Annotated in this window: 19 protein-coding genes; 10 read left to right on the forward strand and 9 right to left on the reverse strand. The window is 65.4% G+C overall.

Translation table 11 applies throughout. The features are described from left to right. Positions 1–5: 5 nt before the first annotated feature. Genes mmsB through AQ611_RS18740 form a run of 3 tightly spaced genes read left to right on the forward strand, consistent with a single transcriptional unit; the run spans position 6 to position 2,856 of the window. On the forward strand, positions 6–905 hold the full coding sequence (mmsB, locus tag AQ611_RS18730) for a 3-hydroxyisobutyrate dehydrogenase (protein WP_069235647.1): 900 nt from the start codon (positions 6–8) through the stop codon (positions 903–905). Further along, positions 905–1,699: an enoyl-CoA hydratase gene (locus tag AQ611_RS18735; RefSeq protein WP_069235648.1), complete on the forward strand. Its 795-nt coding sequence runs from the start codon at positions 905–907 to the stop codon at positions 1,697–1,699. The genes mmsB and AQ611_RS18735 overlap by 1 nt, the downstream gene beginning before the upstream one ends. Continuing rightward, on the forward strand, positions 1,696–2,856 hold the full coding sequence (locus AQ611_RS18740) for an enoyl-CoA hydratase/isomerase family protein (protein ID WP_069236388.1): 1,161 nt from the start codon (positions 1,696–1,698) through the stop codon (positions 2,854–2,856). Before AQ611_RS18735 ends, AQ611_RS18740 begins: the two co-directional genes overlap by 4 nt. Positions 2,857–2,943: 87 nt before the next feature. Here the strand turns inward: AQ611_RS18740 and AQ611_RS18745 are convergent, their stop codons facing one another. Further along, positions 2,944–4,617 (reverse strand): long-chain fatty acid--CoA ligase, encoded by a 1,674-nt coding sequence (locus AQ611_RS18745; RefSeq protein ID WP_069235649.1) that lies wholly within the window; start codon positions 4,615–4,617, stop codon positions 2,944–2,946. 259 nt (positions 4,618–4,876) lie between these two features. Further along, positions 4,877–5,782 (reverse strand): LysR family transcriptional regulator, encoded by a 906-nt coding sequence (locus AQ611_RS18750; RefSeq protein ID WP_059515495.1) that lies wholly within the window; start codon positions 5,780–5,782, stop codon positions 4,877–4,879. A 193-nt stretch (positions 5,783–5,975) separates the two neighbouring features. On the opposite strand from AQ611_RS18750, the gene AQ611_RS18755 reads away from it, so the two are divergent. Then, positions 5,976–7,547, forward strand: coding sequence for an MFS transporter (locus AQ611_RS18755; protein ID WP_069236389.1), 1,572 nt, complete (start codon positions 5,976–5,978; stop codon positions 7,545–7,547). 130 nt (positions 7,548–7,677) lie between these two features. Here AQ611_RS18755 and AQ611_RS18760 read toward each other — a convergent pair whose 3' ends face one another. The 5 genes from AQ611_RS18760 to AQ611_RS18780 all read right to left on the reverse strand — a co-directional run bounded on the left by AQ611_RS18760 (position 7,678) and on the right by AQ611_RS18780 (position 14,779). Beyond that, positions 7,678–9,006 (reverse strand): efflux transporter outer membrane subunit, encoded by a 1,329-nt coding sequence (locus AQ611_RS18760; protein WP_059515492.1) that lies wholly within the window; start codon positions 9,004–9,006, stop codon positions 7,678–7,680. A gap of 343 nt (positions 9,007–9,349) precedes the next feature. Next, the gene (macB, locus tag AQ611_RS18765) at positions 9,350–11,311 is read right to left on the reverse strand and encodes a macrolide ABC transporter ATP-binding protein/permease MacB (protein WP_069235650.1); all 1,962 of its coding nucleotides are present in this window, start codon (positions 11,309–11,311) and stop codon (positions 9,350–9,352) included. Positions 11,312–11,313: 2 nt separating this feature from the next. After that, positions 11,314–12,513 carry a macrolide transporter subunit MacA gene (macA, locus tag AQ611_RS18770; RefSeq protein WP_069235651.1) on the reverse strand — a complete coding sequence of 400 codons (1,200 nt, stop codon included), beginning with the start codon at positions 12,511–12,513 and terminating at the stop codon, positions 11,314–11,316. Positions 12,514–12,761: 248 nt separating this feature from the next. Then, entirely contained in the window at positions 12,762–13,232 is a 471-nt protein-coding gene (locus AQ611_RS18775) for an EF-hand domain-containing protein (RefSeq protein ID WP_083237451.1), read from the reverse strand. Beyond that, positions 13,229–14,779 (reverse strand): S10 family serine carboxypeptidase-like protein, encoded by a 1,551-nt coding sequence (locus AQ611_RS18780; protein WP_069235652.1) that lies wholly within the window; start codon positions 14,777–14,779, stop codon positions 13,229–13,231. The genes AQ611_RS18775 and AQ611_RS18780 overlap by 4 nt, the downstream gene beginning before the upstream one ends. 275 nt (positions 14,780–15,054) lie before the next feature. On the opposite strand from AQ611_RS18780, the gene AQ611_RS26565 reads away from it, so the two are divergent. The 6 genes from AQ611_RS26565 (at position 15,055) to AQ611_RS18805 (ending at position 21,819) form a co-directional block, all read left to right on the forward strand. Further along, positions 15,055–15,186, forward strand: coding sequence for a hypothetical protein (locus AQ611_RS26565; protein ID WP_257785479.1), 132 nt, complete (start codon positions 15,055–15,057; stop codon positions 15,184–15,186). 55 nt (positions 15,187–15,241) lie between these two features. Then, the gene (locus tag AQ611_RS18785; RefSeq protein ID WP_069235653.1) at positions 15,242–15,907 is read left to right on the forward strand and encodes a lasso peptide biosynthesis B2 protein; all 666 of its coding nucleotides are present in this window, start codon (positions 15,242–15,244) and stop codon (positions 15,905–15,907) included. Between the two features lie 18 nt (positions 15,908–15,925). After that, complete coding sequence (locus AQ611_RS18790; RefSeq protein WP_069235654.1) at positions 15,926–17,662, forward strand: asparagine synthase-related protein; 1,737 nt, start codon at positions 15,926–15,928, stop codon at positions 17,660–17,662. An 85-nt stretch (positions 17,663–17,747) separates the two neighbouring features. Then, positions 17,748–19,451 (forward strand): ATP-binding cassette domain-containing protein, encoded by a 1,704-nt coding sequence (locus AQ611_RS18795; RefSeq protein WP_059514743.1) that lies wholly within the window; start codon positions 17,748–17,750, stop codon positions 19,449–19,451. Between the two features lie 314 nt (positions 19,452–19,765). Next, positions 19,766–20,860, forward strand: coding sequence for a dimethylsulfone monooxygenase SfnG (sfnG, locus tag AQ611_RS18800; protein WP_059514741.1), 1,095 nt, complete (start codon positions 19,766–19,768; stop codon positions 20,858–20,860). A gap of 233 nt (positions 20,861–21,093) precedes the next feature. Further along, entirely contained in the window at positions 21,094–21,819 is a 726-nt protein-coding gene (locus tag AQ611_RS18805) for a ribonuclease T2 (RefSeq protein WP_059514739.1), read from the forward strand. Between the two features lie 65 nt (positions 21,820–21,884). On the opposite strand, the gene AQ611_RS18810 is transcribed toward AQ611_RS18805, so the two are convergent. Next, complete coding sequence (locus AQ611_RS18810) at positions 21,885–22,799, reverse strand: glutaminase (RefSeq protein WP_059514737.1); 915 nt, start codon at positions 22,797–22,799, stop codon at positions 21,885–21,887. A gap of 296 nt (positions 22,800–23,095) precedes the next feature. Beyond that, a complete protein-coding gene (locus tag AQ611_RS18815) occupies positions 23,096–24,979 on the reverse strand; it encodes a DUF3857 domain-containing transglutaminase family protein (RefSeq protein ID WP_083237452.1) in 1,884 nt (627 codons plus the stop codon). Positions 24,980–25,362: the final 383 nt, after the last annotated feature.

Consider the following 25,362-nt stretch of genomic DNA (forward strand, 5'->3'; position numbering starts at 1 on the left):
CGATCATGAAAATCGGCTTTATCGGCCTGGGTCACATGGGCGCGCCGATGGCGCTCAATCTGCTCAAGGCGGGCCATGACGTGCACGCTTTTGACCTGAGCGACGACGCGCTGCGGCTCGTCAAGGACGGCGGCGCGCAAGTCGCGGGCTCGCCGCGCGACGCGGCGGCGGGCGCGGCGTTCGTCGTCACGATGCTGCCGGCGGCCGCGCACGTGCGCGCTGTGCTCACGCAGCCGGACGGCGTGCTCGCGGGCCTCGGCGCGGGCGCGATGGTGATCGATTCGAGCACCATCGATCCGGCGAGCGCGCAAGCGTTCGGCACGCTCGTCCATGAGGCGGGCGGCGCGTTCGCCGACGCGCCGGTGTCGGGCGGCACGGGCGGCGCGGCGGCCGGCACGCTGACGTTCATGGTGGGCGGCGCCGCCGCCGATTACGAACGCGCGAAACCGGTGCTTGCCGCGATGGGCAAGAACATCGTCCATTGCGGCGCGACCGGCATGGGGCAGGTCGCGAAGGTCTGCAACAACCTCGTGCTGGGAATCACGATGGCGGGCGTGTCCGAGGCGATGGCGCTCGGCGCGGCGCTCGGCATCGATCCGAAGGTGCTGGCCGGGATCATCAACACGTCGACCGGGCGCTGCTGGAGTTCGGACACGTACAACCCGTATCCGGGCGTGATCGACGCCGCGCCGTCGTCGCGCGGCTACACGGGCGGCTTCGGCACGGACCTGATGCTGAAGGATCTCGGCCTGGCCAACGACGCGGCGCGCCAAGTCAGGCAGCCTGTCTATCTGGGCGCGCTCGCGCAGCAGCTTTATCAGACGATGAGCAGCCGCGGCGACGGCAAGCTGGATTTCTCGGCGGTGATTCGCTTGTACCACCCCGCACAAAAGAAGGATGCCTGATGATCGAGCTTGATCTGGCCGACGACGGCGCGATCGCGCTCGTCACGCTCAAACGTCCATCCGCGAACACGTTCGACGCGCACGGGCTCCTGCAACTGCAACGCACGCTCGAACGGCTGCAGGCCGATGCGCGCGTGCGCGCGCTCGTCGTGACGGGCGACGGCCCGAAGTTCTTTAGCGCGGGCGCGGATCTGAACACGTTCGCCGGCGGCGGTCACGACGCCGCGCGCACGATGGCCGCACGTTTCGGCGCGGCGTTCGAGACGCTGGCCGACGCGCGCTTCGCGACGATTGCCGCGATCAACGGTTATGCGATGGGCGGCGGCCTCGAATGCGCGCTGGCGTGCGACATGCGCATCGCCGAGCGGCATGCGCAGATGGCGCTGCCCGAGCCGTCGGTCGGCCTGACGCCGTGCGGGCTCGGCACGCAGACGCTGCCCTGGCTCGTCGGCGAAGGCTGGGCGAAACGGATGATTCTCGCGGGCGTGCGCGTCGATGCCAATACCGCGTTGCGCATCGGGCTTGTCGAGGAAGTCGTCGAGACCGGCGGCGCGCGCGACGCCGCGCTCGCGCTCGCCCGCCACGTTGCCGCGCTCGGCCCGGCCGCAGTGGGCGCGGCGAAATCGCTGATCAGTCTTGCGCGGCAAGGCGTGCCGCGCAGTGCGGCGCTTGCGCTCGAGCGCGAGCGTTTCGTCGCATTGTTCGACGGCGACGAGCCGCGCGAAGGCGTCGCGGCGTTTCTCGGCAAACGGCCGCCGCAATGGCAGCCGCGCACGGGGGGCGAGTTGCGATGAGCACGTTGCCGACGAATCGGGAGGGCGCGCGCGCCGTGGAGGCTGGCGTCGATGCCGAGCGCGACGTGCTGATGCGCGTCGTGAACCGCGTCGCGCTGATCACGCTGAACCGGCCGGCCGCGCTCAATGCGCTGTCGCACGGGATGGTGCGCGCGCTTGCCGCGCTGATCGAGCGATGCCGCGACGATCGCGAGATCGTCGCGATCGTGCTGCGCGGTGCGGGCGATAAAGGTTTTTGCGCGGGCGGCGACGTGCGTGCGCTATATCACGCATCGGGCGCGGGCGGCCGCGATTGGCTGCCGTTTTTCGTCGACGAGTATCGGCTCGACCATGCGCTGCATACGTTCGCGAAGCCTGTCGTCGCGTTGATGGACGGCGTGACGATGGGCGGCGGCATGGGGCTCGCGCAGGGCGCCGCGCTGCGCGTGTCGACCGAGCGCAGCCGGATCGCGATGCCCGAGACGCGCATCGGCTTCGTGCCGGACGTCGGCGCGACGCATTTCCTGGCGAAGTTGCCGGTCGAGCTGGCGTTGTACATTGGGCTGACGGGCGCGGTGCTGTCCGGGGCGGACGCGTTGTCGGCGCGGCTTGCCGACCTCTGTGTGCCGTCGTCGTGGCTCGATACGTTCGAGACGCGGCTCGAACGCGCGGATTGGTCGGACGGCGCGCCGCGCGCGCTGCGGGCCGTGTTCGAGCCGCCATGCAACATCGTGCCGCACGCGGCGCTCGACAGTCAGATGCCGTGGATCGTCCGCCACTTCGACCGGCGCTCGCGCGTCGAGCGGATCGTCGCGACGCTGCGCCACGATCTCGCGCGCGATGAGTTGCCGCGTGAGCAACGCCAGTGGCTTCAGGCGACGCTCGATGCGCTCGCGTCGCATTCGCCGACGATGCTCGAAGTCACGCGCGGCGCGCTGCTGCGCGGCCGGCAGATGACGCTGGCCGAATCGTTCCGCATGGAGCTGGGGATCGTCGTGCGCGCGATCGAGGACGGCGATTTTCGCGAAGGCGTGCGTGCGCATCTCGTCGACAAGGATCGCCGGCCGCGCTGGGCGCCGATGTCGCTCGTCGAAGTGCAGGACGAGCGGGTCCGGTATTTCCTGACGTCGCCGTGGAAGTGCGACGCGCATCCGCTCGCGGATCTCGGGCGCGCGTGATCCGAAGCGGGGCGGCGGCGCGGCCGCGCGCCGCCGGCTCCGGTTCGCACGATCCGGCTTTGTCCGTGCGGGGCGGCGCCGTGCGGGTCAGCGCGCGGCGCCGCGGAGTTCGCGGCGCAGAATCTTGCCGACGTTGCTTTTGGGCAGTTCGGTGCGGAATTCGACGTATTTAGGCCGCTTGTAGCCGGTCAGGCGCTCCTTGCAATAAGCGAGAATTTCGTTGTCCGTGAGCGCCGGGTCCTTTTTCACGACGAACAGCTTCACCGCTTCGCCCGAATGCTCGTCGGGCACGCCGACGGCCGCCGCCTCGAACACGCCCGGATGCGACGCGACCACGTCCTCCACCTCGTTCGGGTACACGTTGAAGCCCGATACGAGAATCATGTCCTTTTTCCGGTCGACGATCTTCACGTAGCCGCGCTCATTCATCACGCCGATATCGCCCGTTTTGAAAAAACCGTCCGCCGTCATGACCTTCGCGGTTTCGTCCGGCCGATTCCAGTAACCCGCCATCACCTGCGGGCCGCGAACGCAGATTTCGCCGGGCTGGCCGAGCGCGACGTCGGCGCCCGCATCGTCGCGGATCGCGATTTCGGTCGACGGCAACGGCAGGCCGACCGTGCCGCTGTATTCGGTTGCCGTGACCGGATTGCAGGTGGCGGTAGGCGACGTCTCCGACAGCCCGTAGCCCTCGATGATCGGCACGCGCGTTCTTTCCTTCCAGTGCTTCGCGACGCTTTCCTGAATGGCCATGCCGCCGCCGTTCGCGATTTGCAGTTTCGATAAATCGAGCTGACCGAAATCCGGATGATGAAGCATGGCGTTATAGAGTGTGTTGACCGCCGGAAACGCGGTGATCGGATAGCCCTTCAGTGCGCGAATCATGCCCGCGATGTCGCGCGGATTCGGAATCAGAATACCGGTGCCGCCCATGTGAATCGACAGGAAGCCGCATACGGTCAGTGCGAAGATGTGATAGAGCGGCAGCGCCACCGCGGTAATCGGCGCTTCTTCCTTCGGCCATTTCGCCGCGATCGGCTCGCGCCATGCTTCGGACTGCAATACGTTGGCGACGATGTTCCGATGCAGCAGCGTCGCGCCTTTCGATACGCCGGTCGTGCCGCCCGTGTATTGCAGGAACGCGACGTCGTCCGGCTTCGGCTTGGCCGGCTTGAGGCTGCGTCTGGCGCCTTCGGCGAGCGCCGCGTTGAAGCGCGTAAACGAGGGCAGGTGCCACGCCGGCACCATTTTCTTCATGCGACGCACCGCGTAATTGACGAGCATGCCTTTCGCGCCCAACAGATCGCCCATTGCCGCGACGACGACGTGCGTGACTGATGTTCTGGCGATCACCGCTTGCAGTGTGGCCGCGAAGTTCTCGAGAATCACGATCGCTTGCGCGCCGCTGTCCTTGAGCTGGTGTTCCAGTTCGCGCGGCGTATAGAGCGGATTGACGTTGACGACTATATAACCGGCGCGCAACGCGGCCGCGATCGCCACCGGGTATTGCAGCACGTTCGGCATCATGATTGCCACCCGAGCGCCCGGCGCGAGTCCGCACGATTGAAACCAAGCGCCGAGCTTGCGCGACAGCGCGTCTAGCTCGCCATAGGTGATCGCCTTACCCATGCAAACGAATGCGTTGCGTTCGCGATAGTCGCGAAAGCTCGTCTCGAGCAGCTCGACGAGCGATGCATAGCGGGAAAGATCCACGTCGGCCGGTACGCCGGGCGGATACGATTTCAGCCAGACTCTCTCCATGCCGATACATCCTCCTTGATCTTCGCCATGAGCGGAATTTTTTTAACCCAATCTAACCTTCCGCCGCGTTTTGTCTGTACGGTGTACTACTGGGGTGCCGGCGCCGCAGAGTGTCCGGCGCTATCGTCCATCGGGTGGCGCGGAATTCGCTGATACATTTATGCCGCCGTGGCTGGCAAGAGCGGCTCGAGGTTGCGGCTGCCACCGCGCGCTCGTTCGCCGCACGGCGCTTGCCCGCCCGTCGCGCGGCATCCGCGCATCAATCGGCGAGCATCGGCGGAATCGCGGTGGCGAGTGCGTCGATCGCGCAGCGCATCTTGAGCGGCAGGTAACGCGTTTGTTGCCAGATCACATGAATTTCCTGCTCGGGCACGAAGCAACGGTCCATGAGTGCGATCAGCTCGCCACGCTTGACGTAATCCGCGAGCAACCAGCTTGGCAGCCACGCAATTCCGAAACCGGCGACGGCGGCCGCCGCGATCGCCGGCACGTCGTCGAAACTCAATTGATGCCGGGTCTCGACGCGCACCACGCTGCCGTTCACGTCGCGCAGATCCCACGGCATCGGCACGCCGCCGCGCGAATAGACGATCGTCTGATGCCCGGACAGCGCATCGATGCTTTCGGGCCGCCCGTAGCGCGCGACATATGACGGCGCGGCGCCGAGGCTGCCGTATTGGGTGCCGAGGCGTCGCGCGACGAGGCTCGTGCTGTCGCGCAGCCGGCCGATCCGGACCGCGAGGTCGAAGCCCTCTTCGACCAGATCGACAGCGCGGTCCGAGATCGACAGATCGATCTCCAACTGCGCATGCGCGCGCGCCAGCTCCAGCAGCACAGGCGCGACGCAGTGATGGCCGAACGCGAGCGGCGCGCTCACGCGCAGGCGTCCGCGCGGCTCACGCCGGCCGCTGTCGAGGTCGTTCTGCGCCGCCTCGAGTTCGGCGAGCGCGCGCACGCAGCGGTCGTAATACGCGTGGCCGTCGTCGGTCAGGCTTTGGCTGCGCGTCGTGCGGTGCAGCAGCCTGACGCCGAGCCGCTTTTCGAGGCGGGCGATCGTCTTGCCGACCGCCGAGCGCGTGATGTGCAACCGCTCGGCCGCCAGCGCGAAGCTGCCGGATTCGACGACTTGCACGAAGGTTGCGATGCCGTCGAGCTTGTCCGTGATCATGGTGTCGGCTGTCCTTTATTGGTTCCTGTAAGGCCCCATTAAGGCGAATAAAACGAATCAATAGGGATAAATATTCCTCTTATATTACTGACTCCTGGTGCCTGCCTGCGGTATCGCGCGCGGCGCATTTTTCCGATCCCGAATCTGGAGGTTCGACGGCGTTCGCGTGCGGGGCGCCGTCGCGATATCGATGCCCCTGTCCCATTCGTCCCGAAACGCGGTCGCATTGGCGGCCGTCTGCCTGACATCGCTGATGTTCGGCCTTGAGATTTCGAGCGTGCCGGTGATTCTGCCGGTGCTCGAGCGTGTGCTGCATGGCGATTTCAACGGCATGCAGTGGATCATGAACGCGTACACGATCGCCTGCACGACTGTATTGATGGCGACCGGCACGCTCGCCGACCGGTTCGGCCGCAAGCGGGTCTACGTCATCGGCACGGTGCTGTTCGGCGCGACGTCGCTCGTTTGCGGTCTGGCGCAAAGCGTGCCGGTGCTGATTGCCGGTCGCTTGCTGCAAGGCGCGAGCGGCGGCGCGATGCTGATCTGCCAGATCGCGGTGTTGTCGCATCAATTTCAGGACGGGCGCGAGCGCAGCCGCGCGTTCGGCATCTGGGGGTGCGTGTTCGGTATCGGGCTGGGCTTCGGGCCGATCATCGGTGGGGCGATCGTCGCGCTGTCGAGTTGGCAGTGGGTGTTTCTCGTTCACGCGCCGCTTGCGATCGTCGCGCTCGTGCTGATTTTCGGCGCGGTGCGCGAGTCGCGCGATCCGCATGCCGGCCGGCTCGACGTCGCGGGCATTGTCACCTTGTCGCTCGCGGTGTTCGGCCTGGCCTACTACATCACGCAAAGCGGCGAGCTTGGCGCGACGAGCCCGGCCGGGCTCGGCGTGCTCGCCGCGACGATGGCTGCGCTCGCGGCGTTCGTCGTCGCCGAGCGCGTGAGCGAGCGGCCGATGTTCGATTTCTCGGTGTTCCGCAACCGCACGTTCTCGGGCGCGCTGTTCGGATCGATGGGAATGAACTTCAGCTTCTGGCCTTTCATGATTTATCTGCCGATCTATTTCCAGATCGGGCTCGGCTACGGCAGCGTGACGGCCGGTTGCGCGTTGCTCGCCTACACGCTGCCCACGCTCGTCGTGCCGCCGCTCGGCGAGCGGCTGGCGCTGCGCTATGGGCCGGGCGTCGCGATTCCGGGCGGCTTGCTGACGATTGCCGCCGGTTTCGCGTTGATGCGCTTGGGCAGCGCGGCGGCGCATCCGGACTGGCTGACGATGCTGCCTGGCTGCATGATCGCGGGCATCGGGCTGGGCATGACCAATACGCCGGTCACGAATACAGCGACGGGAGCGGTATCGAACGAGCGCGCCGGCATGGCCTCGGCGATCGATATGAGCGCGCGGATGATCTCGCTCGCGCTGAACATCGCGATCATGGGGTTCGTGCTTGTCGCGGGCATCGTGTCGGGCTTGTCGGCGCGTCTGCCGGGCGAACTCGACGTGGCGGCGTTGCGGCGCGTCGCGCAGCAGATTGCGTCGGGCCACGGCGGCTCGGCGGGTGACGCCGTGCCGGCGCTCGCCGCGGCCGATCCGTCGGGCCTCGCGTTGCATGCGGCGCTGGTGCATGGGTTCGGCTGGGTGATGATGTACGGCGCGGTGTGTGCCGCGATACTCGCGGTGGCGAGCCTGGTGGTGTTCGCACCGGCGCGGTGGCGGGCGGTGGGCGTCGGCGTGCCGGGCAGCCACGGAGCGTGCGGCGGAGATTGACGCGCTCACGGCCGGTGGCTGGCGCAGGCGGGCGTGTGGCGCGGCGCGTGCGCGTTTGCCGCGGACGGCGGCGATCGGGCATCGGACGCCGGCGGCTCGCGCCTTTGCGAGCCGGCTCACATCGCTCGCCTCAACCTGCTGCGCCGCCGAGCGCCTTGTACAAGTTCATCTGATTGTTGAGCCGGTCCAGCCGATTCAGCGCGGCCGCGCTCTGCGCGTCGCGCAGCCGCTGCTGCTGGTCGAGCCATGGCTGCACGCCCGTCGCGCCTGCCTCGAAGCGTATGCGGGCGAGCGTTTCCGCCCGTTGCGCCTGCGCGAGCGACAGCGTGCGCTGCTGCGCTTGCCGATCGAGCTGCACGCGCGCGGACAGCGCGTTCTCGACCTCGCTCAACGCGGTGTACAACTTCTGACGGAAATTGACGACGGCTTCCTCGTATTGCGTCTGCGACACCTTGATCTGCAACTGCATGGTGTTCCACTGGATGAACGGCAGCGCGAGTCCGAGCCCGAGCGTCGCGATCGGGTTCGCGAGCACCCGTTCGAGGCTTGTGCTCGACGTGCCGACGTTGCCTGTCAGCGTGAACGTCGGATAGAAGCTCGTGCGCGTGGCGTCGACGTTCGCGAGCGATTCGCGCAGACGCAGTTCGGCGGCGCGCAGATCGGGGCGACGGCCGAGCAGCTCGGCCGGCAGGCCGGCCGGGACCGTGGGCAGGGGAGCGTCGGGCAGGGCGGCGGGTTCGGCCGCCGGTGCTTGCGGGGGGCGGTCGAACAGGATCGCAAGCGCGTGGCGATTTTCGGTGCGCTGCTGGACGAGCTGTGTTTGCGCGGCCCGTTGCGCGGACAAACTCTGTTCCGCCTGCGCGACGTCGAGTCCCGAAACCGCGCCGGCAGCGTGACGCGAGCGCACGAGCGCGAGCGTGCGCTCGGCATAGGCGATGTTCGCGTCAGCCAACGCGATTTGCTGGTTCAGATAGCCGATCTGCCAATACAGCGCGGCCGTCGTGCCGATCAGGGACAGCCTCGCCGCATCGCGATCGGCTGCTGTCGCATCGGCCTCCCAGCGCGCGGCATCGCGCAGCGCGGCGAGCCTGCCCCACAAGTCGAGTTCGTAGTTCAGCGTGCCGGCGAGGCCGCTCGAGCGGCCCATCTGATGCGTGTCGAGCGTGCGCGACACGCTGCCCGTCGCGCCGAGCGTCACGTTCGGCGTCAGGTTCGTGTCGGCAAGCCCGGCTTGCAGGCGCGCGCGATAGACGCGGATCGCGGCGGCGGCGAGATCGTTGTTGGTGCGCAGTGCGTCGTCGATCAGTTGCTCGAGCACCGGATCGCCGAAGCTGCGCCACCAGTTCGCCGCTGTAGCGGCGGTTGATGCGGCGGAAACGGGCGGCGGCGCTGCCGAAGCCGTTTGCGGGGCGTCCGAAGGCGAGGTGGCGGGCTTCGTCGCGGGGGCATTCGAAACGATCGCGGCCGAAGCGGCCGAAGCGGCTGGTGCGCCGGCTGCCCCGGTTGCGGTAAGGGATTGGGAGGCGCCCCAGGGCGAGGCCGGCTGCACGGCGGGCGGAATAGAAGCCGCGGGTGCGGCCGCGGCAGCGGAGCGAGCTGGAATAGGTGGCGTGAGCGGGGCTTCGGTGCCGGAAGCGCCGGGCGCGCCGGAAGCATCCGGTGAAGCCCAATGCGCGGGCACCGCAACGGCGGGCAGCGGCCCATGGCGCGTCGCGGCGCAGCCGGCCGACAGCGCGGCGGCGCAGGCGAGCGTGCAGAGTCGGGAGGCGGGGAATCGGATCATCGTGTCGTTACCTCGTCTGTCAGTCGCGCGCGAGCGCATCGATTGGATTCAGCCGCGACGCGTTGCGCGCGGGCATGAAGCCGAACACGACGCCGATCAGCGTCGAGCAGACGAATGCCGACACGATCGAGCCGGCCGAGAACACCATCTTCCATTGATCGACGAACAGCGAGAACACGAAGCTCATCCCGAACGACAGCACGATCCCGATCACGCCGCCCATCAGGCAGACGGTCACGGCCTCGACGAGAAACTGCTGCATGATATCGGCCTGCCGCGCGCCCACTGCCATCCGGATGCCGATTTCGCGCGTGCGCTCGGTCACCGACACTAGCATGATGTTCATCACGCCGATGCCGCCGACGACGAGCGAGATCACCGCGATCAGCGACAGCAGCAGCGTCAGCGATTGCCCGGTTTTCTCGACGGTCTTGACGACGCTGTCCATGTTGTACGTGAAGAAATCCTTGCGGCCGTGCCGCTGCGTCATCAGCTTCGTCAGGCTTTTCTCGGCCGCGTCGCTCGGCTGGCCGTCGCGCACGCGCACCGTGATGGTGTCGAGATAGCGCTGGCCGAACAGGCGGCCGGCCGCGGTCGTATACGGCACCCATACGTTGAGGTTTTTCATGTCGCCGAACGCGCTCTTTTTCTCCGCGGTCACGCCGATCACGACGCACGGCAGATTGTCGATCAGGATCACTTCGCCCAGCGGGTTCGGATTCGCGCCGAACAGCTTGCGCCGCGTGTTTTCGTCGATCACGACCACTTGCGCCTGGCGGCGCACTTCGTGCGGCCCGAACGCGATGCCTTGCGCCATCTTCATGCCGCGCACTTGGAAGAAACGCTCGCCGACGCCGCTCACGAGCGCGGTCGCATCGATGTTCCGGTAGCGCAGCAGCAGGTTGCGCGCCGTCTCGGGCGTCGCGCTGTCCACGTAGATCTGCTCGGCGAGCGCGGCGGCGTCGGCCGGCACGAGCGTCTGGATCGTGTCCGCGCGGCTGTCGCCCCAGTCTTTGCCCGGATAGATGTTGATCGTATTCGTGCCGATGCTGCCGATTTCGTCGAGCATGTAGCGCTTCGCGCCTTCGCCGATCGCGACGATCGACACGACCGACGTGATGCCGATGATGATCCCGAGCATCGTCAGAAGCGTGCGCAGCCGATGCGACACGAGTGCGATCCACGCCATCCGGAACGCTTCCGCGAAACGGCCGACGTTTGCCGACAGGCGGCGCGCATGCGGCAGCGCGGCGGCGCCGTTCTCGCCGCGCTCGGCACCGGCGCCGTGCGCGCGCGGATTAAGCCGGTCGCCGACGATCCGGCCGTCGCTGATCTCGATGATGCGCCGCGCATGCGCGGCGACATGTTCGTCGTGCGTGACGATGATCACCGTGTGGCCGAGTGCGTTGAGTTCGAGCAGGATGCGAATGACTTCCTGCCCGCTTTTCGAATCGAGCGCGCCGGTGGGCTCGTCGGCGAGGATCACTTCGCCGCCGTTCATCAGCGCGCGCGCAATGCTCACGCGCTGCTGCTGGCCGCCCGACAACTGGCTCGGCCGATGCTCGGCGCGCTCCGACAGGCCCAGCCGCGCGAGCAGCTTCTGTGCGCGCTCGCGCCGCTCGGCATGCGCGCTGCCCGCATAGACGGCGGGCATCTCGACGTTTTCCGCTGCGCTCAGATGCGCCAGCAGATGATAGCGCTGGAAAATGAACCCGAAGTGCTCGCGGCGCAGGCGCGCAAGCTCGTCGCTTTCGAGCTCGCGCGTCTCGCGCCCGCGCACCCGATAGCTGCCCGAGCCCGGATGATCGAGGCAGCCGAGGATGTTCATCAGAGTCGATTTGCCCGAACCCGACGCGCCGACGATCGCGACGATCTCGCCTGCATCGATCGTGAGATTGACGTCGTCGAGCACGACGACGTCCTTGTCGCCGGCGGGAAAGCTGCGCGTGACGCGCGTGAGCTGCAATAGCGGTTCGCCCATCGTCAATGCTCCGCGCCTGAGGCCGCCGCGGCCGCGCCCGCCGGTTCGCTCGCGTCGCCAAGAATCACGCGCTCGCCTTCGCGCAGGCCTGCGAGCACTTCGACCTTGACGTTGTTGTTGATGCCGGCGCGGATCTTGCGCGTCGCCACCTTGTTGTCGGCGCCGAGCACGCGCACCGCGTATGTGCCGTCCTTGTCCTTCGCGCCGAGCGCCGCGACCGGGATGTAGAGCGCGTTGGACGCGGTGCCGAGCAGAATGTTGACTTGCGCGGTCATCGAGATCCGCAGCCGATGGCCGGGATTCGGCACGTCGAACAGTGCGTTGTAGAACACGGCGGTGTTCGGCTTCGACGATCCGCCGCCCATGCCGCCCGCGCCGCCTTGCATGTCGAGGAAATTCTGCGGCGCGGGCTCGATCGCGCGCAGCTTGCCGTAGTAGCGCTTGTCGGGCTCGCCGAGGATCGTGAAGTAAGCGGTTTGGCCCGCATGGATGCGAATCACGTCCGCCTCCGACACCTGCGCCTTGACGGTCATCGTGTCGAGTTCGGCAAGCTTCAGAATCACCGGCGCCTGCTGCTGCGCGATCACGGTCTGGCCTTCCTGGGTGACGATCGCGACCACTTCACCGTCGATCGGCGCGACGATGCGCGTATAGCCGAGGTTCGCGCGCGCGGTCTCGATCTTGATCCGCGCCTCGCGAATCTGCGCGTCGAACGCGACCAGGTTCGCGCGCTGCACGTTGAGCGTCGCCACCGCCGCCTCGTAATCCTGGCGTGCCGTCGCATCGTCGGACAGCATCTGCTGCTGGCGCTTGAACGCGAGTTCGGCTTGCGTCAGTTGCGCGGCGGTCGAGCGCTTTTGCGCGCTCAGGTTGTCGACGTTCGCTTCGGCTTGGCGCAGTTCGTTTTGCGAAATCACCGGGTCGATCTCGGCAAGCCATTGGCCTTTCTTCACGTTGTCGCCGAGTTTGACCTTCAGCGATTTCAATTGGCCGGACACCTGCGCGCCCACGTCGACCTGCTTGGATGCCTGCAGTGTGCCGGTCGCGAGCACGGCGTTCTCGAGATCGGCGCGGGCGACTGTCGCGGTGAGGTATTGCGGATCGCGGTTTTTGGCGAAAAAGTGCAGATAGAGCGCGGCAAGCGCGATCAGCACGATAACGCTCGTGACCGCGACGGCCCGGCGGCGTAGGAGTTTTTTCATCGGAAACTGAAAACTGGCGTGTGGCGAAGGTAGGCAGGCGATTGTAATGAAAATGCAAACCGGTCATTGGAATAGGGGAAGCGGGACGCGGTTCAATGCGGCGACAAATTTCCTCAATATTTCGACAATTTGCTACAACGGGGCGTCGTCTCGGCTTGGGGCCGTGAGCGGGCGGCGGGCGGCGCGGCGCGTCACGCCATCCGTTCGACGAGCGGCCGGCGCGGCCGTAGGCGTGCTCGCCGATGCGCTCACAGGCGCGCGCCGCCGCGTTGCATGAAATGCAGGATGTCGTCGAACGTGACGTAGCCGGTTTGGGCTGCGTCGATCTCGTCGAAATGATTGACGACGTAGCCCCAGCCCGCGCGGCGTGCCTGATCCCGTGTGATGCGGCCGGTCGCGTCGGTGTCGGCGTTGTCGAAACGTTGCTTGTAACGGTCGCGCAGGTGCCGTTGCAGCGCAGGCCCCGATAGCGGCGGCTGCGTCGACGGGCGGACATCCCGGGGAATGCGGATGCGCTCGGGGTTTTCGTTTGGCGGCGCGGCGCGCGGCGGATACGCCGGGCTCGCTGTCTGAGCGCAAGCCGAGGCCGCGCACAACAGGAGCGCCCACGCGTGAATCCGGCCGGCGGCGAGGCCGCGCCGGCGCATCGGCGGGCTTTCCCGGCGGACGTCGCCAAGCGGTGCGGCGCGCGGGCGTGTCGGGCGATGCGGCTTGTTCATGAGCGATCTCCGGCTTGGCGATAGAGGTCGCGCAGCACCTGCCTCATCGGCTGGCGCGACGCTTCGGTCAAGTAGGTCATATGTCCTCCGGCGAACGTATGCGACCGGACGCGATGCGCATAGCCGACTCGCTCCAGCTCCAGCTCGGTCTGGAGAAACGGGCAATTCAGATCGTGATACCCGTTCAACGCCACGACTTGCGTGCCGGGGCTCTGCGCAAGCGCCGATGCGAGATCGGGTATCGCGTCGGGCAACGGCAAACCGTCGTGTTCCCATGTCCAGGCGTCGCCCGCGACCATCGAATAGGCCGAGCGGGCGCGATAGCCGAGAAATTCCGGCAACAGCGCATGAATGCCGGCTTCGAGCGCATCGCGATACGGATCTTGCCAGTCGCTTCCGGCTGGCGCGCTGTTGCGTCCGTCGTTGATATCGATGACGTAACCGGGCCTGACGCGGGTGACGTAGAGGTCCGGCGTCATGTTCAGATGGCGGGCCCACTCTGCCGGCGCAATCCCGGTGTATCCGGCCAGATCGGCGAGCAACGCGGCGGACGGAGCGGCGCCGCGCCGGAGGTAGTCGAGCAGCGCCGGGCGATAGATGTCGACGGCGAAGCGGCCGGCCTGCCGCGCGTAGTCGGCGGCCGGCATCGCATCGGGCTTGTTCGACACGCGATGATGCGTCGACACGGCGGCATAGCTGGGGATGAAGCCGGTGCAATCCGGCGCGCCGAGATCGCATGCGGTGTTGAAGTTGAGGATCGGCGAATTCAGCACCACGCCGCCCAGCGTCGCGCCGGACGTCGCCAGCAGATTGGCCAGCACGGCCGCGCGGATGCCGCCGTATGACTCCCCGTAGAGATAGATCGGCGATGCCTCGCGGCGATTGACCTCGATGTAGCGCAGGATGAAACCATGAAATGCCGCCGCATCCTGGTCCACGCCCCAGAAATCGCGGTTGACGCTCGGCGCGATGGCTTGCGAGTAGCCGGTGCCGACTGCATCGACGAACACCAGGTCGCTCTGGTCGAGCAGGCTGTCGTCCGAATCGATCAACGTTGGGTGGAGCGCGTTCGTGCCGCGCGCTTCGGCGGCGATGCGCTTGGGCCCCCAACTGCCCAGATGCAGCCAGACGCTCGCGGTGACGGGGCCGCCATTGAACAGGAATGTCACGGGGCGTTTGGAGCGGGCGCGATCGTCGACTGTGTAGGCGACGTAGAACATCGACGCGCGCTTGCCGGAATCGACGGCGGCGGTCAAATGCCCCGTGGTTGCCGTATATCGAAGCGTGCGGCCGTCGAGTTCGATCTGACGATGGGTCACTGCCGCCGCTTCGGATGCGTCGGGCAGCGCTGCGTCGCCGCGATTCGAGTATTCGCGCTCATCGATGAGCGGGCGATCGGCGGCGGCCGGTTGCGACGCCGATTGAGCAGACGCCGCCGATTGATCGGAGAATGCGCCGCGATCCTGATCGCCGCACGCATGTAGCGCCACGGTCAGGACGATGAGCCACCATCGCAGCGATTTCGGGAACAAGTGCTTTTGTCTCATAGGATGACCTTGGAAAGCCCGAGGGCTACAGGCAGCGCAAGCTCGAACGGAAAGGGCGCGCCGGCTGCCGATGGGTATTGCCGATGGAGTTTGACGGTCTAATTGATATATCTCATTTTGGTTGGGAAATTATATAGTAATGTATTTGTTAGAATGTTTACTCTATCATTACATCGAGATGAATCCTGTATATTGATCCGGCGAACTTCAATAAAGAGGTTCGTTATTCCGATTCGTCTCATATCGCGGATATTTCCGCACTAAGGAGAAATGAAATGGAACAGAAGCAAGATGTTGTTGAAGTCGTGGATTTCGAGGAAATCGAAACGGTGAATGCGACGGAAGCCACGCAGGGAAGGCCTGGCGGGGCTATTCTCGAAATCAGCCAGTTTGTCTATAAACTTTAAACCGATGGTCGCTTGATTCTTTCCCGCTCCGTTATTCGGGGCGGGTAATTAATATATGAATGATAATACCCGTTTTGTCTGGTTCGAGGATCAGCTTATCAGTCTCGATATGACGGGCGATATTTATACGGTATTTTCGGAAGCGCAATCGAGAGAATTGAAAAGACGCGTCGATGCTATTTTGGCGCGTGAAAATGATCAATCCGGCGCGGCGGCGGACGACAACGTCGGATTGCCGATTCATCGGTCCGCGTTCGAAGCGATCAGCAATGGAGCGCGTCGGACGTATTCCGGCGTGTCGTTGAATTGCTGGACGATCCTGCGGCGCGACGTCTCGTTTTCGAATGGCTTGGTCGTCGCACGCGCGCTCGCGACACTCCATGCGGTGCATCGTTGCGCGAACACCGAGCGGATGATCGGGTTGACGCGCATGATTGAGCGGGCGAGGCAGGCGCGCCGCCCGCGCGCCGCGCTGCGTGTCGATGTCCTGATCCGGTCGCTCAATGCGGCCTGCATGCTGTATCCCAAAAAGACCAAGTGCCTGGAATGGGCAACGACGCTGGTTTTGCTCGGCTTCCGGTATGGCCATGATCTCCGTCTGGTCGTCGGTGTGCAGAATCACCCGTTCTATGCCCATGCATGGGCGGAGCTGGATCGTGAGGTGGTGGGAGACGAGCCCACGTTACGAGACCAGCTTGCGGTCATTCTCGAAACCGGTTGATTCGACGGCGCGCTCATCATGGCCTATGCGGTATTGCAACCCTCAATGCGGCAGGAGCCCGCGTCCCAGCTGGCGCACGAGCGCGTATGGGCGACCGAGGCCGGTTGTGTCGCCGTGTTTGCCACGACGGATTCAGCTCGCGGGCAGGCCGTGACGTTCGGGGAGGACGCGCGGGCGGCATGGGTCGCCAACGGGCGGCTGTTTGCGCACGGCGACGGCGCCCGGGCGGCCGCGGCTGACGTCGTGCGCGCGGCGCTGATCGATTACGAGGACGTGAGCCGGCGGTATTGGGGTGACTATTCGCTCATCATCTATGACAAGCGCTCGGATGATTTTCTGATCCTGATGGACCCGTGCGGTCAGTGCCCGGTTTTCTACCATCAGGCGGTCGACGGAGCGATGCACGTCGGCGATACGATCAGTGAATTGATCACGCTGGCGGGCTTGCCGCAGGAGCCGGATGCGCATTATCTCAGTCAGTACGCGGCGTATGGCTGCGGCGAGCCGACGCAAACCGGTTGGCAAGGCATTTCTCTGTTGCCGCCAGGGTTCGCGATGCGCTGGAAACGCGGTCGGCCTCCCGAGCTTCGGCGAGCATGGTCGCCGTGGAACTGGCATCGGCGTCGTGCCAGCCGGGATTTCATCGATGTGCTGACGATGGTGCAGCGCTCGATGCTCGATGGCGAGTCGAAGATTTTTCTCGAACTGTCGGGCGGTATCGATTCGACGTCGCTTGCGGTGGGACTGAAACGCACGGAATTACATCGGCGGACGGTGGCGGTCACGCATTTCGATCCTGCGCGCGCGTCGTCGAACGAAGTGTCGATTGCACGGGCCGTGGCCGAGCATTGCGGGATCGAGCACCAAACTTATCCATTGCTCGCACGCTTGCCGTTTACACCGTTCGAGCGTCCGCCGGCGGTGCCGAGGCCAGGCACCCGGCTCTGCTTCCTTGCTCACGACGCCGGTTTCGCGCAGAGCGGCCTGGCGGACGGCGGCGGGGTGATGTTGAACGGGCACGGCGGCGATTCGTTGTATCTCGCACCGCCGCCATTCAGCGCGGTCGTCGACGCCGTAACGGGCTTGCGCGCTGCGCGCGTCGCGGGCGCGTTGCGGGATCTCGCGATTCAATACCGGCTGCCGATCTGGACGGTGCTCGCGCAAGCGTGGCGGGAGACGGCGAAATTCTTCGGCGAGCCGGCCGTTCAGCCGGCGATGACGTCTGTCGTGCCGAGCGGCGTGAAGCCGCCGACCATCGGCCTGTACCATGACGTCCTGCGTCACGCGTCGCTCCGGTTGAAGCCGGGCAGGCGCTATCAAATTGCGATCCTGGGCGCGAGTCTCGAAGACGGGCTCGTCCACATCGGAGCGGGAAGCCGTCGCCCGGTCATGCCGTTCCTGTCGCAGCCGGTCATCGAACATGCGTTGCGCTCGCCTATCGAAGACATGTTTTCCGCGGATCACAGCCGGCTGCCCGTGCGTCGATCGGTCTTCGCCGCCTCCGGCTTGCCGAATCTCTGGCGAACCGACAAGGGCGATATCATGCACTCGGCGCTCGCGGGCATCAAAGCCTATCACGCTCATGTGCGCGAGACGTGCGCGGGCGGATGGTGCGCGGCCCGCGGGCTTGTCGACCCGGACGGCATGGCCAAGCTGATCAAGCGGGCGGCGTTGGGCTATCCGGTCGGCATGGTGGAGATCACCCGCATTTATTCGATCGAGATGTTCGTGCGCGGCCTGGCAGGCTCGGCCTGATGCGGGGCACGGCGAGCCCGCCCGTGGTTCGGTGGCGAGCGGGTCGACGCCCGCGAGCGGCGTTCGCGGTCTGACGAGGGATTCAATGCCATTCGTGCTGGAGTTGTTTAACGATTACGCCACTGCTTACCGGATCACGGCGAGCCGATATCCGAGGCTCGCCGCGCATTTCGTGCTGGCGACGCTCTTGATGGCGGGCATCTCTGCGCTGTATACGCTGGTGCCGTATTTGCTGAGGCAGGCAACCAATGCGCTGTCGATTGCCGACGCGCACCGGTATCCGGCGTTGGCGGTGATTCTCGCGCTCGCGTATGGATTGACGTGGACCGCCGCGCACGCCGGCGAATGGCTGAAGAACATCTATTCCGCAGCCTTGCTCGCGCGATGCGACGCGGCATTTCAACAGGCGGTTTATGCACGGCTGATCCGGGTCGATTACGCGCGCCTGATCGAGACCGACCCTGGCGCGCTCGTGTCGGTCGTCGCGCGCGGCCGCGATGCGTTCAGCGCGATCACGTTCGCGGTGTTCTGGGTCATCGTGCCGACCGCGTTTCAGTTGCTGCTGTCCGGGGCCGTACTGTGGCGCGTGACGAGCGGTGCGTTCGCATTCGCGTTCGTCGGAGCGATGCTCGTGCTCTTTGCGGTGACCTGGGCGATTGCGAAGCAGAGCAAGCACGCGCATACGGAGATCTTCAGCGCGTCCGATCTGCTGTCCAGCCATCTCGTCGAGAAACTGAATTTCATGCTCGACATCAAGCTCAATCATGCGTATGCGCGGGAAGACGCGGCGCTGCGCAACGTGCTCGATGTCTACGTGGGCAAGGTATCCCGCGGCAATGCGCGGCTGTCCGTGCTGCTCGCCGCGCAGGCTGCGTGCACCGGGCTGCTGCTCACCGCCTTCACCGTTGCCGCGGCGATGCAGGCGGCGCGCCACGCGTTCCAGGTTGGCGATTTCGTGATGATCGTCGGCTACATCGTCGCGCTGACGTTGCCGTTCACGAGTCTCGCCGCGTCGCTCTCGGATCTGCGGCGCAACCATATCGCGTTGCGCGACGGCTTCGGCCTGCTTGAATTGCCGCTGGAGCGGGAAAGCGCGAATGCGTCGTTCGACCGGTCCGCCTCCGATGTCTACGTTCTCGAGCATGTCGACGTGACGTCCGGCGGGCGCACGATACTGCGCGACGTGAACATGAGGATCGGGCGGCAGGAACTGGTCGTTCTGATGGGGCCGTCGGGCGGCGGGAAATCCAGTCTGGCGAATCTGATGCTCGGGCTGACGCAGCCTGAACGGGGCATGGTGACGTTGTACGGCGCGAACGTGCGCGACATGGCGATCGCCGACATTTCGCGCGAAGTGGCCGTCGCGCCGCAATCCCCGCTGATCCTGACCGGAACGCTGCGGGACAATCTCGTCTACGGCTGCGACGAGCCGCCGCCGGATTCGGCGCTGCGCGAACTGGTCGATCTGCTGGAGCTGGATTCGCTTGAGCGCGGCAGCGGCGGCGATGCGCTCGATCGGCCGCTCGGGATACAGGGCAGGGCGCTGTCCGGCGGCGAGCGCCAGCGCATCGCATTGGGGCGCGCGTTGGCCCGGCGCCCTTCGGTGGTGATTTTCGACGAACCGACGTCGTCGCTCGACGCCGCGCGCGAAGCGCGGATATTCGCCCGCATTCGCGAGCGTGTGCCGACGCTCATCGTCATCACGCATCACCGTTCGTTGCTGAAGATCGCGGATCGCGCGTATCGGCTGGAGAACGGCACCGTTCGCGAGTTCTCCCCGCAGCCGTAGTCTGCCGGCCGATTCGGCGCGCATCGACCAACGGCCGCCGTTCGGCGTTTCAATCGGACGCCCGAAATGACGGCCGCAGTTCCCGTCGTTCCACCCGCGTCCGCATGGCGGACAGCCCGCCGCGTCATTTGCTTATCAACGCGCACCGGACATCGATAGTCGAATTCATTGGTTGGCCGATCGGCGAGCGTCCCCCTACGATGCGGCGAGACAGACGCTGCGTGACGAGCAGCGCATGCGAGGGCGCCTTTCGACCGGCTGGCCGAGTGCCGCCGACATCCTGAATTTGATGATCAGATTAGAGGAACGAACCGATGAGTCGCGAGCGGGAACAACTCAAGTTCGCCTACTGGGTGCCTAACGTCAGCGGTGGTCTCGTCGTCAGCAAGATCGAGCAGCGCACGAGTTGGGATATCGATTACAACCGCCGCCTGGCGCAGCTTGCCGAGCGCAACGGCTTTGATTACGCATTGTCGCAAATCCGCTTTACCGCCGGCTACGGCGCCGAGTATCAGCATGAATCTGTCGCGTTCAGCCATGCGCTGCTCGCTGCCACCGAGCGTTTGAAAGTGATTGCCGCGATCCTGCCGGGGCCGTGGCATCCGGCAGTTGTCGCGAAGCAGCTCGCGACGATCGATCAGTTGAACCAAGGACGCGTTGCGATCAACGTCGTCAGCGGCTGGTTCAAGGGCGAATTCACCGCGCTCGGCGAGCCGTGGCTCGAGCATGACGAGCGCTATCGCCGCTCCGAGGAATTCATCCGCGCGGTCAAGGGCATATGGACGCAGGATCGCTTCACGTTCAAGGGGGATTTCTACCGCTTCAACGATTACACGCTGAAACCTAAACCGTTGCAGCAGCCGCATCCGGAAATTTTCCAGGGCGGCAATTCGGCGGCCGCGCGCCGCATGGCGGCAGCGGTGTCGGACTGGTATTTCATGAACGGCAATACGCTCGAGGGGCACCGCGAGCAGATCGAGGAGATTCGCGCGGCGGCGGCCGAGCAGGGGCGGCGCGTGAAGTTCGGCGTAAATGCGTTCATCATCGCGCGCGACACCGAATTCGAGGCGCGCGAGGTGCTGGACGAGATCGTTCGTCATGCGGACGTCGATGCGGTCAATGCGTTCGGTCACGCGGTCAAGCAGGCCGGAAAGGCCGCGCCGGAAGGGCGCGGAATGTGGTCGGATTCGAAGTTCGCCGATCTCGTTCAGTACAACGACGGTTTCAAGACCAACTTGATTGGCACGCCCGAGCAAATCGCCGAACGCATCGTCGCGCTGAAGTCGATCGGCGTCGATCTCGTGCTGGGCGGGTTCCTCCACTATCTCGAAGAAGTCGAGTATTTCGGCAAGCGCGTGTTGCCGCTCGTGCGCGAGCTGGAACGGCGGCGCGAAGCCCAGCCCGCGTGAGCCGCCGCAGCGCCGTGCGCCGGTTGCGTGCGGGCGCAACCGGCATGGCGGCGAGCCGCGATCTGGAGCCGGCCCGCCGGACAGGCGCACGCGGGCCAGCGGGCGTATTGTCTGAAAAAAGTCATCGTGTTGAAATATTGATGCGAGCACAATAGACCCGGCAGTTGCTTACGAATATCAACGTCGCGGCGCCGGTTGTGCGGCCGTCGCGCTTATTCTCCAGAGGGTCGCCCATGTTCCGTCCATTCGCTCGCGCCGCGTGCGCGCTGGCTGTCGCATCGACTTGCACTCCCGCTCACGCGTATGACTATCTGTTGCTCGCCTCGTCCTGGGAACCGGGCTTTTGCGCAACGCACAGCGCGACCGAATGCAATACGCTGTCGGGTTCATATGCGTCGACGAATCTGTCGTTGCACGGCCTTTGGCCGAACAACTACGACAGCACCAGCCAGCCGTTCTATTGCGGCGTGCCGCAGAACGAGATCGATCTCGACAATGCGCATCAATGGTGCAGCATGGACAAGTACCCGGTCAGCGCAGCGACGTTGAGCACGCTGTCGACGTACATGCCGGGCGTCGCGTCGTGCCTCGACAAGCACGAATGGTACAAGCACGGCACTTGCGCGCAGTATTCGTCGGCCGACGCGTACTGGAACGACGCGAGCGGGATGATCAGCCGCCTCGCGACCACGTCGTTCAATACGTTCCTGCAAACGAACGCGGGCAAGAGCGTGACGCGCGAGCAACTGTTGAGCGCGTTCGATGGCGCGTTCGGCACCGGCGCGCGCGCCGCAGTGTCGCTGAAGTGCACGAAGTCCAACTACGTCAGCTATTTCACCGAGGCTTGGATTGCCGTGCGAACCAATGCGACCGCGCAGTTTCCGAGCCCGACGTCGCTCGTGACGGACGCCGGCACGCAAGGCACGTGTCCGACGACCGGCATCTATATCGCGAAATAAAACGAGCCGGGCCGCACGTTGGCTTCGTGCCGGCGCAGGCCTGCGCCGGCACGGCCCATGCCGCGTCAGAAAATCGATCGCCCCGAGTAGGTCGTCAACCATTCGAGCGCGAGCACGCCGGCAAGCGAGTTGCCGTTCGGATCGAGCCCCGGCGACCAGACGCAGGCGGCCATCTCGCCTGGCAGCACCGCGACGATTCCGCCGCCCACGCCGCTTTTCGCCGGCAGGCCGACGCGATAGACGAAGTCGCCCGCGGCGTCGTAGGTGCCGCATGTCAGCATGAGCGCCGACAAGCGTTTGGCCGAACTCGGATCGAGGATGGACTCGCCCGTCGCGGGGGCGATGCCGCCGTTCGCGAGAAAAAGCGCGGCTTGGGCGAGTTCGACGCAACTCATCGTGATCGCGCATTGACGGCAATACGCGTCGATCACGGTGTCCGGCGGCATCTGCATGTTGCCGAAGCTCGCGATGAAATGCGCCATGGCGCGGTTACGCTCAGCGTGCTGCTGCTCGGATAGCGCGACGCGCGCGTCGTAGTCGATATCCGCGATGCCGGTCAGACGCCGGATGAACTCGACGAGCGCCGTCTCGGCGCGCACGAAGCGGCGGCACAGCACGTCGGTGACGACGAGCGCGCCCGCGTTGATGAACGGATTGCGCGGCTTGCCGCGTTCGCTTTCAAGTTGCACGAGCGAATTGAACGCGGTGCCAGACGGCTCGCGGCCGACGCGTTGCCACAGTTCGTCGCCGAGCAACTTGAACGCAAGCGTGCACGCGAAGAGCTTCGAGATGCTCTGGATCGAGAAACGCTCGTGCGCGTCGCCGATCGTGAAAATATCGCCGGCGAGCGTGACGACCGCCATCCCGAAGCGCTCGGCGGGCACCTTCGCGAGTTCGGGAATGTAGTCGGCAACCCGGCCTGTGCCAATCCAGGGCGCAAGTTCGGCGCGGATGCGTTCGAGTATCGGTTGGTAATTCAATTCGGTGTAGCGTGCTGAAAACATCGTATGTTACAGAGGCGGCGCCGCGCCGTCCCGCCATGCTCGGGGCTGGGACGGGCTACGCGTGCATACAAGGCGCAACCCCTTTCGAGAGCGTGATCGTACCTGCTTTTCAGGGGGCGCCGATTTCTTCCGCGCGTTTAAGTGCGCGGCGGAATAAGCGCTCGGCTCGAGCGTTTGGCCCAGCGATGGTCTCATGGCGCTTGCGGTAAATACCGCGCGAATGCGGCGCGTGCGGGCCGCTCCTTCTCCGCTATGCCGGCTTGCGGCGCGCGTCAGAACTCGACAGCCTGACGCAGCGTGTTCGTGCAACGCCGTGCGTCGTCGAGAAAGCGGCCGAACGCGTCGCTGGTCAAGTCGGCATGACTGAGCCAACGAACTTTCTGGACGATCTGTTCGCGGTAGGCGATCGCGTTGTCCGATGGCTCCGGCGCGACCTCCAGGTCGTACCACGGCGAATGCACCGCGCACGCTGCAAGCGGCTGTGCCGCCTTCGCGCCGGTCAGCCGCACGTGGAGCTTGAAGGTGAACGGGTCATTCAAATACAGATCGCCCGCATCGCCCGCGTGCCGATAGTCGGCGAAGCGGTCCCATAGCTGGCGCAAGCCTTGTGCGGCATCGTATACGCGCGGACCGTTCTGACCGGACGGCGCTTCGAGCGCGCGCAGATCGATGCCTTTCATGTCGATTCGATAACGCCCGTTTCGCGCCTCGTCGCTGCGCGGCCGCACGATTTTGCACGTTCCCTTCTCCTGCTCGTTGAGCAGGCGTTTGCAGATTTGCTGGTCGCCGGCGCGCACGCCGTCGTGGCGGTCGGTGCGCATGAGATCCAGCAGCTCTCGACCGTCCAGATACGCGTGTCCCGACACGACCGCGCTGCCGTCGGGGCGCAGTTGCTGGTTCACCGTCGCGTCGACGGCGACGATCGGCGCTTCGGCCGGGATGTGTTCGCGGCGCACGTCGCCGTTTTTTTCGACGACGAGCGCCCAGCGGTCCTGTAGCTGCGCCGGCGTGCGGCCGGGCAGGGCGTTCGGCTGGGTCGGGTCGAGCCACCAGGTGCGGCCGTCGACGCTCGCGCGCACGATCGCGTGGTTTGGCGCCTGCGTGCCGGGAATCAACAGCGGCGGCGCAAACGAGCCCGCGTGAACCCACGCGATTCGCGCGTCGATTCCGCTTTTGTAGAGCATCGCGGCGAGCAGAACCGCGAGATCCTTGCAATCCCCGTAGCCGTGCGCTTCGATTTGCGCCAGTTCGAATGGGATATAGCCGCGATCGCACGCGCGCCAGTCGCCGAGATAGCGGTAATGCGTGTCGATATAGTGCATCAGCGCGGCAACCCGTTGCGCCGCCGGCTCACGCCGTGCGGCGTCGACCGCGCTTGCCGCGCCGCGCGGCAGCGGTGCGGCGGCGATCTCGTTGTAGCGCTTCGCATATGCGCCGAAATGCGCCTGTGCGCTCAGGCTGCTCGCCAACTCGATGCGCGGTATTTGGCGCAGCTCGCCGTACTCTTCGTTGACGATGTTCAGATATCGGGGCTGTATCTGAGTGATGACGAGCCGCTTGCCGCCGTCTGACGTCGCGATGCGAAAATCGCCGGCCGCTTCGCTGCGCCAGACGATAGGCCGATCGGCCTGGTATTCGACGCGAAAATGGTCGGTGCGCACGGGCGTTGGCGGGAACGCCAGCACCTCGTGAAATTGCTTCGCGAGCGGCAGGGCGGCGGTGTGCCGGATCGTCGTGTACGCGATCGTGCTGCCGACGCGCAAGTCGGGAAAGGCGACCGATGTTTGCTTGTCGCGCAAAAAACCCTCCGCCGGATTCGGCGCCGTGCGCGTGTCGATTTGCGACGCGGCAAGCGGCGTGCGATGCCCGTGCGGATCGATCACGGCCGCATCCTTCAGTTCGAAGCGGTCGTTTTCACGGTAGTCGAAGTCCAGCCGGGACAGCAGATCGCGGCCGACCGGCCTCAGGATCGTCAGCCGCGTGACGCAAGTGCAGTCGGTGCTCGTATCGGCGTTGATCCGGCAGGTTTCGTCGACATGCCGCGCAATCGGCGCTTCGTCGATCGGTTGCAGCGCGGCAAACGACGCGTTCGTGCACAGACAGGCAATGGCGATGGCGGTGCGCACGAGCGCCTGCCGAATGCGGGATATCGTCAATTCTGAATCTCCTGACGTTTGCGGAAAAGTTGGCGGGCGAACGTGTTTGGGCAGCGGATCGCGACGTGATTCGCCATTCGGCGCGAGTTTTTTCTGCCCGGAATGATTCGATGGACTTGAATCGAATAAGTGAGTTCCTCGGAATCAGGGGATTAATGGCGAAAGAGATGATGCGGTTTGGTATGTTCGATGTAATATGATTTATTTTTATTTAATTAAATATGGCGGTGAATTTGTTTAAGTGCCGGGCGTAATAAATGCCGTTTTGAACGTGCGAAAGTTCTCGGCTGGGCGGCGCCTTCACTCGTGCCCGACGGCGGTCTGGTGCGTGACGCCGCAAAGACGCTGCCGCGCCGCCGAGGCCGCCATGTATTGGCCGAATC

The organism is Burkholderia singularis (genome assembly GCF_001718875.1).
Lineage (GTDB): Bacteria > Pseudomonadota > Gammaproteobacteria > Burkholderiales > Burkholderiaceae > Burkholderia > Burkholderia singularis.